Source organism: Anaerocolumna sp. AGMB13025, assembly GCF_029689925.1.
Taxonomy (GTDB): domain Bacteria; phylum Bacillota; class Clostridia; order Lachnospirales; family Lachnospiraceae; genus Anaerocolumna.
Map to the genome: position 1 here is coordinate 1,438,257 of NZ_CP121445.1, position 13,631 is coordinate 1,451,887.

Annotated in this window: 9 protein-coding genes; 8 read left to right on the forward strand and 1 reads right to left on the reverse strand. The window is 38.2% G+C overall.

Translation table 11 applies throughout. The features are described 5' to 3' along the window. The first annotated feature begins 59 nt into the window (after positions 1-59). The 4 genes from QA584_RS05945 to QA584_RS05960 all read left to right on the forward strand — a co-directional run bounded on the left by QA584_RS05945 (position 60) and on the right by QA584_RS05960 (position 7,389). Entirely contained in the window at positions 60-500 is a 441-nt protein-coding gene (locus QA584_RS05945; RefSeq protein WP_278273591.1) for an RbsD/FucU family protein, read from the forward strand. A gap of 12 nt (positions 501-512) precedes the next feature. Then, positions 513-2,894 (forward strand): glycoside hydrolase family 31 protein, encoded by a 2,382-nt coding sequence (locus tag QA584_RS05950; protein ID WP_278273592.1) that lies wholly within the window; start codon positions 513-515, stop codon positions 2,892-2,894. A gap of 343 nt (positions 2,895-3,237) precedes the next feature. Continuing rightward, positions 3,238-5,580 carry a helix-turn-helix transcriptional regulator gene (locus QA584_RS05955; RefSeq protein WP_278273593.1) on the forward strand — a complete coding sequence of 781 codons (2,343 nt, stop codon included), beginning with the start codon at positions 3,238-3,240 and terminating at the stop codon, positions 5,578-5,580. An 18-nt stretch (positions 5,581-5,598) separates the two neighbouring features. Then, a complete protein-coding gene (locus tag QA584_RS05960) occupies positions 5,599-7,389 on the forward strand; it encodes a hypothetical protein (protein ID WP_278273594.1) in 1,791 nt (596 codons plus the stop codon). Here QA584_RS05960 and QA584_RS05965 read toward each other — a convergent pair. After that, the gene (locus QA584_RS05965; RefSeq protein WP_278273595.1) at positions 7,378-7,689 is read right to left on the reverse strand and encodes a hypothetical protein; all 312 of its coding nucleotides are present in this window, start codon (positions 7,687-7,689) and stop codon (positions 7,378-7,380) included. The two genes, QA584_RS05960 and QA584_RS05965, sit on opposite strands and share 12 nt — an antisense overlap. Positions 7,690-7,928: 239 nt before the next feature. Between QA584_RS05965 and QA584_RS05970 the strand changes: the two genes are divergently transcribed. From QA584_RS05970 to QA584_RS05985, 4 genes are all read left to right on the forward strand, one after another. Further along, positions 7,929-8,882 (forward strand): ABC transporter permease, encoded by a 954-nt coding sequence (locus tag QA584_RS05970; RefSeq protein WP_278273596.1) that lies wholly within the window; start codon positions 7,929-7,931, stop codon positions 8,880-8,882. Between the two features lie 145 nt (positions 8,883-9,027). Then, complete coding sequence (locus tag QA584_RS05975; protein WP_278273597.1) at positions 9,028-9,918, forward strand: carbohydrate ABC transporter permease; 891 nt, start codon at positions 9,028-9,030, stop codon at positions 9,916-9,918. Between the two features lie 46 nt (positions 9,919-9,964). Beyond that, the gene (locus QA584_RS05980; RefSeq protein WP_278273598.1) at positions 9,965-11,746 is read left to right on the forward strand and encodes a DUF3502 domain-containing protein; all 1,782 of its coding nucleotides are present in this window, start codon (positions 9,965-9,967) and stop codon (positions 11,744-11,746) included. A gap of 458 nt (positions 11,747-12,204) precedes the next feature. Further along, positions 12,205-13,620 carry a family 43 glycosylhydrolase gene (locus QA584_RS05985; RefSeq protein WP_278273599.1) on the forward strand — a complete coding sequence of 472 codons (1,416 nt, stop codon included), beginning with the start codon at positions 12,205-12,207 and terminating at the stop codon, positions 13,618-13,620. Positions 13,621-13,631 lie beyond the last annotated feature (11 nt).

The following is a 13,631-nucleotide window of genomic DNA, read 5'->3' on the forward strand; positions in this document are numbered from 1 at the left end:
AAATATAATATCAGAATGTATGCTGCATTCGATGTATGCTACATCCGAAGGAGGCAAATATGTTAAAAGGAATACCACAGATTTTATCACCGGAATTATTAAAAGTATTATGTGAAATGGGTCACAGTGACCGGTTAATTATTGCAGACGGCAATTTTCCGGCAGAGTCCATGGGAAAGAAGGCGGTGGTAATCCGTTGTGACGGCCATGGAGTACCAGAAATCTTAGAGGCCATCTTAAAGGTATTTCCATTGGATTCCTATGTGGAACATCCTGTAAATCTGATGGAAGTAATGCCTGGAGATCCGGTTAAGACACCTATCTGGGATACTTATAAGGACATTGTTTCAAAATATGATGAAAGAGGGGAAAAAGCAGTAGGAAATATCGAGCGCTTTACCTTTTATGATCAGGCAAGAGAAGTCTACTTAATTATCGCTACCAGCGAAAAGGCTCTCTATGCCAATATAATGCTGCAAAAAGGTGTAATAACCGACTAATTGGAGGTACCAATGTTAATAGTAAATAAAAGACCGGAGAAAAAAATTACAGAGGTAAAGCGGATTCAGGATTCCCTTATCCTGTATTCAGAGGAAGGGTTAACAAAGTTGGAACCCAAAACAGCGGACATTATCCGCATTGTATATACCCAGAGAGACACTTTCTTAAGCCAGACTAAGCCAGGGGTAGTATATGAGGAAACCTTCTCTGATTGGGATTATAAAGAGGACAGTCAGGAAATCAAGTTAAATACCGGCAGTTTGTCGGTTGTGGTAAATAAAAATACCGCATCCCTTAAGTATTATGACTGCAAGGGTAAGCTTCTCCTTGGTGAACGGGAGTATGAAAGCAAGAATTTAGAGGAATTTGATTCCTTTCAGATGGTGCTTGATGAAAATACAAAGGTGGAACGAATTGTAACCCCCGATGGAATAAAAGAAGTAGTGAAAGAAGCATCAAAAGTATTTGACCGGAAGCTTTACAGAACCAGACTGTATTTGAACTGGCAGGAAGAGGAAGCCCTTTATGGTTTGGGTCAGCACGAAGAAGGGTATCTGAATCTGCGTGGTACCACGGTTTATGTGCATCAGGCGAACAAAAAAATCGGTATTCCGGTTCTGATATCAAGTTTAGGTTATGGCATTTTAATGGATACTTACAGCCCTATGATATTTAATGATACCAATGCAGGTTCCTATCTTTATACGGAGGCGGATGAGGAGCTGGATTATTACTTTATCCATGGCGGTAATATGGACGGAGTGGTACGTGGTTACCGTAAGTTAACGGGAAAAGCCGTAATGCTGCCAAAGTGGGCCTTTGGTTTTATCCAGTCTCAGGAGAGATACGAAACTGCGGAAGAATTAAAGAATATTGTAGCAGAACACAGAAACAGAAAAGTAGGTCTTGACGGTATTGTTCTTGACTGGTGTTCCTGGGAAGGCGAATTATGGGGACAAAAGACCTTTGATCAGGAAAGATTCCCAGATCCGGCGGACATGATGGAACAGCTGCATGAGAATCATGCCAATCTGATGCTGTCTATCTGGCCCAATATGAGTAAGGATTGTGAGAATTATAAGGAATTTGAAAAAGAACAGCTGCTGTTACCAGCCAGCAGTATTTACGACCCTTTTCTTGAAGAAGGCAGGAAGCTTTATTGGAAACAGGCTAAGGAAGGTTTATTCCGTCATGGTATTGACGCCTGGTGGTGTGATTCCAGTGAACCCTTTACACCGGAATGGAACCATATGGGTAGACCCGAACCAAGTACCATGTACCATGAATTTTATGATACTGCCAGCCAGTACATGAAGGCGGAACTTACGAATTCCTATGGGTTATTCCACGCCAGAGCCATATATGAAGGACAGCGTGGCGAAACGGAGGAAAAAAGGGTTTTAAACCTTACCAGGAACGGTTATATAGGACAGCAAAGATACGGAGCAGTTTTGTGGTCGGGAGACATCTCGGCGGACTGGACCACGATGAAACGCCAGATTGCTGCCGGACTAAATTTTTGTGCCAGTGGAATTCCTTACTGGACCCTGGACATTGGTGCTTTTTTTGTGAAAAAAGGGGTACAGTGGTTCTGGGATGGTGACTATGAGTTGGGTTATGAAGATCTTGGATACCGTGAATTATTCACCAGATGGTTTCAGTATGGCTGTTTCCTGCCCATATTCCGAAGTCATGGTACGGATTTTAGAAGGGAACTTTGGAACTTTGGAGAACCAGGCAGTATGTTTTATGATGCTCTCATAAAGATGAACCAGTTAAGATACCGTCTGATGCCCTATATTTATTCCCTTGCCGCTAAGGTTTGGAGAGAAGATTATACCATGTTTCGCCTCCTTGCCTTTGATTTTCCTCAGGATGCAAAGGTAAAAGATATTGACGACCAGTTCTTATTCGGAGACAGTCTGATGATTTGTCCCGTAACCCAGCCCATGTATTATGATAAGAATTCTATACCGGTTGAAAATGCAGAAAAGACAAGACAGGTCTATCTTCCGGAGGGAACAGACTGGTATGATTTCTGGACAGAACGGTATTATGAAGGCGGTCAGATCATTACTGCTGCCGCACCCATAGATATTATTCCGGTTTATGTAAAAGCAGGAAGTATTATACCAATGTCCATTCCGATGCAGTATGTGGATGAAATACCGGATGCACCGGTTAACGTATGTGTTTATCCTGGCAGGGATGCAGAGTATTTCCTTTACGAAGATGAAGGCAACAGTTACCGTTATGAAAAAGGTGAATACTCCATAACAAAGATGACCTGGTCAGAGGAAAGCAAGGAACTTAAAATAAGTGAACCGTCTGGAAGTTATCCTGGTATGGTAAAGAACAGAATATACGAAGTAAAAGTAGTATCAAACAGATAATTTATATAATAATTGAAAGTTCTTAAAAATTGTATATAATAAAATAAGTATTGAATATACATGTTTGTATGATTTTATGTAATAATAGTGGATGAACGGATGGAAATCAGCTCGGGGGATATAAGAAACGATGCGGTGACATGAAGTTATGACACTATTAATTTATAACAATAAATCGGGGTTGTTGCATTATAGTTAATAGGAAATAAGATGATATGTGGCTGACTATTAAAATGCCGTTAGGAAACAGTCATGGAATCTATCTCCTTTACTTTTTTGCAGCACCTCTTTTTATTTCTATTTACATAATTCAAAAATAATATTTCTCATAAGGAGACCTGTTATGAAGCAAAATGGAAAAAGAACTTTTAAATTATTTAGAAAATCGAAGGCCCATACCATTTTGTATCAATTTATGGTGACGTATTTTATTGTATTATTTATTCCTTTATTCATCTGTAGCGGTTATTATGTAAGAATGATTTCGGTTATTGGCAATGACGATATTCAGGCCAGGAAAACAGAGCTAAAACATGCTGCGGTTCTAGTAGATACGATGCTGAATGAAGTTTCTTATTTAGGAGACAGTCTTGCCACCAATACGGGTGTCAATAGCTTTAAGAGAATGTCCACAGCTTTTGATGGTCCGAATTCTTATAAGGTATATGAATTGCATGCCATGCTGCCGGACCTGTATGCTATTAATCAGTCGATATTTGATTATTATATCTTTTTTGATAAAAGTGAAACAGTAGTAAATAGACAGATTGCCTATACATACAAGGACTTTTATGACCTTTATCTTAAGGAAGACAGGTATGAAAGTTACGAGGACTGGTACCGGCATATGAAAGAGGACAATGTGGTTTACGGATTAAGTCCAATGGAAGCGTATACGTTTAAAACCAAAACCTCTATAAATATGATTGCCTATACGAGACCAATGATTTACGGGGATTATAACGGCAAAAGCAGGATACAGATCCTGTTTAAGGATACGGTATTAGAAACCTTAATGCCGGCAAGAGCTGAGAATAGTATACAATTTATAAAAGATTTTCATGGAAGGCTTTTGTATTATAAAGCCCAGGGTGAGCCAAAACAAGTGGACAGAAAAGAAGTAAGCCATAGGGTTGAAACGGTCATTACCCAAAATAAGAACCCTGAGAATCAGACAGTTCTGCTTGACAAAGAAAAATATCTGGTAATCCGGTATGCCTCAGACAAATCCGGACTGGAATATTATATGCTGCAGCCAATGGTGGCAGTTAACAGCAGGAGCATGTATAGTATATTCGTGCTGGCTGTTTTTATTTTTGTTGCTATTACGGTGGGAATTATATTGAGCTATTATATGTCAAAGAGAAGTGCTACCCCCATTAATGATATTATGAAAGAAGTTTCCCACACTACAGAACAATTTAAAGGCCATCAGGCAGTATTTTTAAGTTTAAAAGAGACGTTTAATCATCTGGTAAATACCAATACCGATATGGCACGGGTGATTGAAAGCCAGAAGCCGTTTTTGAGAAATGCTTTTTTTAACCGATTGTTATACGGAAATTTCACCACGGAGGAAGAGGCGTCCATCATAGCAGATAATATTGGGTTGCCCCACAAAGACAGAGTCTTTGACATTCTGATATTCCGCTTCAATACAGAAATAGATAAAATAGTAGAAGCTGATCTAAAACTGATTAACTCTTGTATTCTTTCACTGATTGAAGTATTAAAAACAATAATACCGGACAGCCTTTATACGAATATTGACGGTAATCAGGTAGTACTGCTCTTAAGTATTGATAAGAAATACAGCGGATATTTTAAAGAAGAAGCAGAACAAAAGATTAAGAATATCAAGGAGACCATGCCTGCGAATGTCTCAGAGCAGTTCTTTGTATATGGTGGTAATGAGGTGGAGAGCTTAACCGAACTGAAGGACTCCTACAACAATGCAGTATATATGTTCCAGAATGAAAACGGACAGATTGATAATACCGTTATCTGGTATATTAATAATTTTGTAAATATACCGTCCTATCCGCCCCAGGATTTTTCTCTTAAACTTATGCATTATGTAATGGCAGGGGATAATGAGGGACTTCATGATGCCTTGGAGGATGTTATCAAGAAGTATTTTATTGAGAACAATCTGCCGGTTTACCTCCAGCATATGCTTTTAAATGAATTGCAGACCGCACTATTTCGTATCATCCGCCGGATTGGGGCAGATGAATCGGAATATCGTACCTATTATAATAAACTAGAGGAAAATAGCAATGCGACCCTGCTAAATCAGATTACCCTTACCTTAAACCTCTACCGGACAGTATGTAAGGGGGTTGGCGATAAGAAAAAACTTAAGGATACCTCTGCTATTACAACTTCCATCGCTTCTTATATTGATATAAATTACGGTGATAAAAACCTGTCTCTTACCAGCGTAGCAGATCTATTCAGTATTAGTGAACCTTATTTATCCAGTATATTTAAGCAGTCCCTGGGAATTAATTTTTCTACCTATATGGAAGGAATAAGAATAGATAAGGCAAAGGAATTTTTAGAAAAGACCAATCTGTCTATTGGAGAAATTTCTGAGAATGTAGGTTACGGTTCTGTTAATTCTTTCTGCCGGGCTTTTAAGCGGGTAACAGGAATCAGCGCTTCCGAGTACAGAAAAAAATAAGGAATGAGAGGGTTAGGAATGGATAAAAACAAGAAATTAGTATGGAGCGTTATCCTTGTTGCAGTACTTTGTCTGTCTGTTCTGTTGTTTCGGTTTAACTTCCTAAAAACGCAGGTTGATGGTAAGGAGGTAGCCAAGAACAGTTCCGGTAAGATTAAAGTGGAACTGTTCTATAATGGTCCTTGTGAATCCTGTAAGGAGAATGAAAAATTTGATAAAACGATCAGAGAAAATATCTTAAAGTTAAACCCGGATGTTGACATAACCTGTATTGCCTATAATGTATTTAAAGAACAAGATAAAGAATATACGGATAAGCGTATCAAAACCCTGAACATATCTGAATTGGATGCCAAGGTACCTTTTGCTTTGATGGAGGGGAAAATTTATGGGGGTAGTTATGAGGAAATTGGCAGTCAGCTCGGCAGGGTCATAAGTGAGCAAATCAGTCAGGAGTTAGATGACGATATAGATAAAGACAACGAAATAAATAAGGATACAAGCGAAGACATAAGCAAGGATGCAAGCGAAGATATAAGCAAGGATGCAAGCGAAGACATAAGCAAGGATACAAGTGAAGATATAAACAAGGATACAAGTGAAGACATAAACAAGGATATAAGTGAAGATATAAACAAGGATACAAGTGAAGATATAAATAAGGATACTAATGAAGATACAAGTAAGGATAAGGATGTCAGGAGCATGATTGAGAATGCTGATCCTAGTGATAGTATTCTTTTACTCTTTACAACATATTCCTGTGACAGCTGTGCACAAGTAAAAAATTTTATTCAAAACAATGTAAAAACCGAATATATAATGAAGAAAGAACAGGGTAATACAGTATCAAAAGTAAAACTTATTGAGTGTAATATATTGGATTCAGGGAATTTGGAATTGCTGAATGCACTGATGAAGCAATATGAAGTTCCAGGAGACAAACAGCAGGTTCCTCTTGTATTTTATCAGAATGGTTTCCTGTCAGGAGAGGCTGCGATCAAAGATAATCTGGTAAAGGTAATTGAAAATGGCAGTGCCATGGGCTTTTCAAGGACAGCGTTAGAACCCTCCGGAGGAAAGGATAAAATAGGGGGAAAGGATTTATTAAGGCTTGGGGCTACCGGGTTGTTAAATGGACTAAATCCCTGCGCTGCCTCCATGTTATTAATGGTTTTATCCCTGCTTTTAATGTCCGGAAGAGATTTTATAAAAGGAAGTCTCAGTTATATGGCTGGAAAGATACTTGCTTATCTGGTTATGGGAATGGGAGCATTTTTTGTTTTCAGTGTAATTAAGGAAGTTTATTTTACCCGTATAGAACAAATCCTGACCCTGTGTTTTGCAATGTTAGCGCTGGTTTTGAGTATATTAAACTTTATTGATTTCTGGAATGCAAGAAAAAAGAATTACGGCAGAATTATTGTACAGCTACCTAAAAAGCTAAGGCACTTTAATCATACTGTTATTAATAAACTTGGGAATATACCAAGAACGTTTTTGCTGCCGGTGCTGTTTATGCTTGGCGTGGTGATATCGGCAGGTGAATTCTTTTGTACGGGACAGCTCTATGCGGCGTCCATATTATACATGGTAAATGAGAAACAGGAGATGACCTTTATCGTGTTCTGGATGCTTTTGATCTATGTTCTGGCTATGTGCATACCTCAGGGAATTATTATCTTTATTATAAATAAAAGCAGGAATCTGCTGGCGGTATCCAGATTCACTCTACAGGGAATGCCTGCAGTTAAATTAATATATGGATTTCTATTCCTGCTGTTATTTATACTTTTATTATTTTTCTGAAAATTCTACCCGGCTTATCAGTGAAAACCCGGTCATAGCGGTTAACGTATCCAGCCACTGGGGCGGTACGGATAAAAAATTACGATTCAGACCGGCTTCTAATTCTGCCAGTAACCGGACCCTGACTGCATCCCTATGGATATAGCAGGGTTCCGGGTCATTAAAAAAATCAATGCTTTTTTCGATAATAATATTCTCTGATAAAGGAAGATCATCCCATCTCCCCTGATAAATCACGCAGTCGTCACTGTAAATATCAATATGCATTTTTTTCTTTTTCTCTTTTTTTAATGTAAACATACGAAACCACCTTTTTTTAACTGTCTCAGATTTTTATTCCGTTCTATATTTTGCTTTTGATGGGACCTGATGCAGTAATTATATCATTTAAAACCCTCTTTAGCAAGTCAGCCAAATGTCATGAAAGCCTTGAAAACAGCGGGTTCTTAAAATATGAATAGTGGAAAAAAAGTATTGTATATATATTTTTGGCCGGTAGTGTGCAATGATGGAAAAAAGAAAAGGAAGAGGTGAACGAATTGCTTAACAGTAATAAAGCTAATGTATCAATTCAGAAAAAAGGAAGCTTTATAAAATATTTTCAGGCTCACTGGCAATTATATTTTATGATAGCACTGCCTTTAATTGTATTACTGCTATTTGCTTATGGTCCCATGTATGGTGTTATACTTGCTTTTAAGAATTATAAGGTAAGTCTTGGAATATGGGATAGCCCATGGGCTGATAATTATGGTTTTAATAATTTTATTAGATTCTTTAAAAACTATAACTTTAAAGAATGTCTTCGAAATACACTGGTTGTTTCCATTTATTCTATGGTGGTGAGCATACCTTGTTCCATATTCTTAGCAATTTCCTTAAATTACGCTAAGAATGTTGTGTTTAAAAAAGCTGTCCAGTTGATTACCTATTGTCCATATTTTATATCTACCATCGTATTCGTAGGAATTATTAATATACTCATGGACAACAGAACCGGTGTAATCGGCAGTGTGCTTTATAATCACTTCGGAATTAATGTACTTGGCAGTGCTAGCCTGTTTCCATCCCTGTATGTATGGAGCGGTGTCTGGCAGGGAATCGGTTTTAGCGCTATTATATATATTGCTGCCCTGGCTGGAGTTGACATGGAACAGCATGAAGCGGCCATTATTGATGGTGCTACTCTTTTACAGAGAATACGTTACGTAGATATACCGGCAATTATTCCTACAGTGGTTATTATGATGATTTTAAATATGGGAAGTCTTTTAAATGTAGGTTATGAGAAAGTTCTTGCTATGCAGAACCAGAATAACCTGATTACCTCTGAGATTATTACGACTTATTCCTATAAAGTATCATTGGTTTCCACATTTCCGGATTATCCGTATTCTACCGCAATCGGATTATTCCAGTCACTGGTTGGATTAATTCTGATACTTACTGCTAATAAAATTGCAAATAAAGTATCGGGAAATGGTTTTATGTAAACAAAACTAGCATGCGCCATTTTCCGGCTGCATCAAAAGTTGAAAGAAAATATGAAACACAGAAAGGATGCCATACAAGAATTCATTCAGCTTGTTATATTGGCAGTGCCGTAAGTAGGATTTGCGGTATGCAAAGGGGAAAATTATGAAGAGTAGAAGAATAACACAGGATAAAGTTGTTTATTTTATCAATTATATATTGCTCACTCTGCTGTTAATTGTAGTGTTATATCCTATTATCTATATTATTAGCTGCTCCTTCAGCAGCGGTGATGCGCTGACGTCCGGAAAGGTTAAACTTTTTCCGGTAGGATTTACCTTAGACAGCTACAAAACAGTATTTAAATATAAATCAATTTGGACCGGTTTTCAAAATTCAGTAGTTTATACGGTCTGTGGCGCTTTAATCAGTATCGTCCTGACCCTGTTTGCAGCGTATCCTTTATCCAGGGATGATTTTAGGGGAAGAAAAATATTTACCGGGATTTTCTTATTTACTATGATGTTTTCCGGCGGTTTAATACCTACCTTCTTATTAATAAAGAATCTGAAGTTGATTAATACCATGTGGGCAATCGTCCTGCCCGGTGCAGTCAGTGCCTATAATGTAATCGTAGCAAGAACATTTTTTAATCAGACTATTCCAAAAGAATTACTGGAAGCCTCAAAGATGGATGGCTGTACCGATTTTAAATTCTTTTCCAAAATAGTAATACCACTGTCCAAACCAATCATAGCAGTGCTTAGTCTTTGGGTAACGGTTTCCTTATGGAATTCTTATTTTAACCCTATGATTTATATTAATTCCGTGGATAAATACCCATTACAGTTGGTACTCAGAAAAATTCTTCTGATGTCCCAGGTGGACTTATCCTCTGCTAATGTGGACCCGATTATGGTGGCAAAGAACCGTTATTTAAGCGAAATGTTAAAGTATGGAACAATTATAATCAGCAGTCTTCCCTTAATGATTGTATACCCATTTGTACAAAAATACTTTGTAAAGGGCGTTATGATTGGTTCTGTTAAAGGTTGAGTATGAACCTTTTTAGGTTTATATATAAATAATAGGAGGAAATATTATGAAAAAGAGAAGGTTTTCTAACAAACGCATGATATCACTATTAGTTATAATGGCTATGGTAGTATCATTATTGGGAGGTTGTGGTAAATCAGACACGAAAACTTCCGAACCCAAAACAGATGATGCGAAATCAACGTCTTCAGAAGATCCGTTTAATTTCAAATCTGTGAAAGATGTAACTTTTCCACTAAAGCAAAAGCTTGATTTAACTGTCTTTGTATACGCTACTGCTACCGGTGGCGGTACTTACCAGGACAATTATGTAACTGACTGGATTGAGGAAAAAACAAATATCCATTTAAATTATGTATATGATTTAGATGGTGATGATGCAAAAACCAAATTAAACCTGGTTATGACAGATGCCTCCAGCCTGCCGGATATCTTTTTAGCTACCAACTGGACAAAATCAGAAGTACAGTCTTATGGACAGCAGGGACTGATTCTGCCCCTTAACGATTATTTAAAAGATGCACCAAACTGGAATGCCAATAATGAAAAGAGTCCTACCAGAAAAGCAGATATAACCATGACTGACGGGAATATCTATACATATGGTGATGAGAATGAATGTTTCCATTGTATGTTCCAGAACAGAATGTGGATTTATATGCCATGGGTAGAAAAACTTAATGGCGGTAAAGTTCCTCAGACTACCGATGAATTATATGAATACATGAAAAAAGTGAAAACACAGGATCCCAATGGAAATGGTATTGCAGATGAAGTACCTATGACCGGTTATATCGGCGGCTGGGCAACAGATCCTACTGTTTGGATGATTAACTCTTTTGTACAGTGTAATAATCCATTAAGCAATACGAATCCAACCGTAGCGGCCGGACTGGTTGTTAATGATGGTAAGATTGAGTACTCTGTAATGAAGGATCAGTATAAAGAGGCACTAAAATATATGAATAAACTTTATAAAGAAGGTTTACTGGATAATCAGACCTTTACTCAGGATAATACCCAGTTTAATTCAGTTTTAAGCAGTGATAATGGTCACCTGGTAGGCTTGTATGCCGGCGGTGGTATTACTGCTGATGGAGATAATTTCTGGGCTAAAAAACCTGGTGACTGGCAGAACTGGCAATGCCTTGAACCAGTTGCAGGTCCAGAGGGCGTAAGACTGGCGGCCAGAGGTATTACCACTTACTTTGGTTCTTCCATAGGAAGTATATCAGCAAACTGCAAATACCCTGTAATAGCAGCTGCATTATTTGACTTCCTGGCCTCAGAAGAAGCTACGAATGTACAGGCTTATGGACCGGAAGGCTTTGGCTGGGACTGGACAACAGAGGGAACTTCTCTGGGAGATGGTACTCCGAAATATGAGACACATACAATTCCGGACGATTTTGACTGGGTTGGCAACGGATTCCCTAAAAATTATGCTAACAAAGCTTACACTTCCGATGCTATGTTTAGGTCCAGTACCGTTGATTTCCGTTCTGCCTTAAAGGTTGAAAATCCCGAAGTCGATGTAGAATATGTATTCCAAAAAGCAGCTGAAAAATATGAAAAATATTCCCCAGATGTTAACTCTTTAATTCCAAACCTTGCTTTTGAAGGGGAAGACAGCCAGGCCATATCTGAATATACCCTGACCATCGGTGGTTTTGTAAACCAGGCTACTGTTCAGTTTATTACCGGCAACATGGATATTGACAAAGATTGGAATAACTATATCAGTAAATTAAAGGATATGGGAGTAGAGGACTATATTGCCCGTTATCAGAAATGCTATGATGCATATATGAAGGCAGCTGGTAAGTAATAAAGGCTAAATAGTCATAAGAATATTGCTAAAAAGTGGGTGCTGCTGCAAAATTGTAAGGTTACAAAACCCAAGCGTAGTGTATGGATTATATTTTGCATAATTATCCGTATTCTTTACAGGGGAATTTCCTTATAGTTTTGCAGCGGTTCCTTTTTATATTATGCATTATTTATGCCATGCTTCATTAGTACTTCATTCAGATTCAGAATTGAATTCATAAAAATTTTCAGTCGAAGAATACTAGCTTATGAAAATAGCATAATCAATGTTTTCTAAGGTACTTTCAATGCTGATTTATCAGGTATACCAGTGCAGGAACCGGGAAGTTTGAATTAATTATTAATATAGTTCATATAAGCCTTAGTATTCATCATTGAATCATAAAATCCTGTATTCTATAATTAATCATTCATCAATATTCAGAAAAAAATCACATAAAAATGGAGGAATTATTTATGAAAAAACAGGCCTTTAATCCATATCTTCCGTCCTGGGAATATATACCTGACGGGGAACCTTACGTATTCGGAGACCGTATTTATGTATATGGCTCTCATGACCGTTTCAGGGGCAATGCTTATTGTTTAAATGATTATGTATGCTGGTCGGCTCCGGTAGATGACCTGGGGGACTGGAGATATGAAGGGGTAATTTATCCAAAGGTATCCGATCCCCTTAATAAGGACGGCAGCATGTGCTTGTATGCTCCGGATGTAACCCTTGGACCGGACGGACGGTATTATCTTTATTATGTATTGGATAAAGTAAGTATTGTGTCCGTTGCGGTATGTGACGAACCTGCTGGGAGATATGAATTTTATGGATATGTACATTATGCAGATGGAACCCGTTTAGGAGAAAGAAAGGGAGACGAACCCCAGTTTGATCCGGGAGTCTTAACCGAAGGCGAAAGAACTTATTTATATACTGGTTTCTGCGGCGTAGGGGATAAGTCAAGAAGCGGTCCCATGGCTACGGTATTAGGACCGGATATGCTTACCATTATAGAAGAACCGGTATTTATTGCCCCAAGCGAGCCCTTTAGTGAAGGCAGTTCCTTTATTGAACATGAATTTTTTGAAGCGCCGTCTATGCGAAAAAGGGGTGATACTTATTATTTTATTTATTCCTCTATTGTGATGCATGAATTATGTTATGCAACCAGCAAATCGCCTACCAAGGATTTTGTATACGGCGGAGTAGTAAGCAGTAACTGTGATATGCACATCCATTCCTATAAACCAGCCAGAAAACCTATGTTTTACGGGTCTAATAACCATGGTAGTATCGTTGAAATTAAAGGTCAATGGTATATATTTTACCACCGGCATACGGATGGCACCAACTTCAGCCGTCAAGGCTGTGCAGAACCCATTCAGTTTTTAGAAGACGGATCAATCATACAGCCGGAGATGACCTCCTGCGGACTAAATGGGGGACCTTTACTGGGTAAGGGGGAATATCCAGCTTATTTAGCCTGCAACCTCTTTTGCAGAGACGAAGAAATCTATACCCCACTTGGAGGCATGTGGATGGACAGCCGGTTCCCTAAAATAACTCAGGACGGCAGAGATGGGGATGAAGAAACAGGTTATATCCAGAATATGCGTGATATGGCATCTGCCGGTTTTAAATATTTTGATTGTAAAGGAGTGAAACAAGTTGCAATTAAAGTACGAGGCTATTGCAGAGGTGAATTTGAGATAAAAACCTCCTGGGATGGGAAGTCACTTGGAAGTATCCCAGTTGGGTTTAGCAATATATGGAAAGAATATAAGGGAGATATTGCTATTCCCGACGGTGTACAGGCAATTTATATTACTTACCGTGGAGAAGGCAGTGCAGCTTTACAATCGTTTACTTTAATTTAGTCTGGAGGATT

Bases quoted from the DNA above. Each gene is read 5' to 3' on its own strand.
- QA584_RS05950 (WP_278273592.1), top strand. From the start codon at position 513: ATGTTAATAGTAAATAAAAGACCGGAGAAAAAAATTACAGAGGTAAAG.
- QA584_RS05960 (WP_278273594.1), top strand. From the start codon at position 5,599: ATGGATAAAAACAAGAAATTAGTATGGAGCGTTATCCTTGTTGCAGTA.
- QA584_RS05955 (WP_278273593.1), top strand. From the start codon at position 3,238: ATGAAGCAAAATGGAAAAAGAACTTTTAAATTATTTAGAAAATCGAAG.
- QA584_RS05975 (WP_278273597.1), top strand. From the start codon at position 9,028: ATGAAGAGTAGAAGAATAACACAGGATAAAGTTGTTTATTTTATCAAT.
- QA584_RS05980 (WP_278273598.1), top strand. From the start codon at position 9,965: ATGAAAAAGAGAAGGTTTTCTAACAAACGCATGATATCACTATTAGTT.
- QA584_RS05965 (WP_278273595.1), bottom strand. From the start codon at position 7,689: ATGTTTACATTAAAAAAAGAGAAAAAGAAAAAAATGCATATTGATATT.
- QA584_RS05945 (WP_278273591.1), top strand. From the start codon at position 60: ATGTTAAAAGGAATACCACAGATTTTATCACCGGAATTATTAAAAGTA.
- QA584_RS05985 (WP_278273599.1), top strand. From the start codon at position 12,205: ATGAAAAAACAGGCCTTTAATCCATATCTTCCGTCCTGGGAATATATA.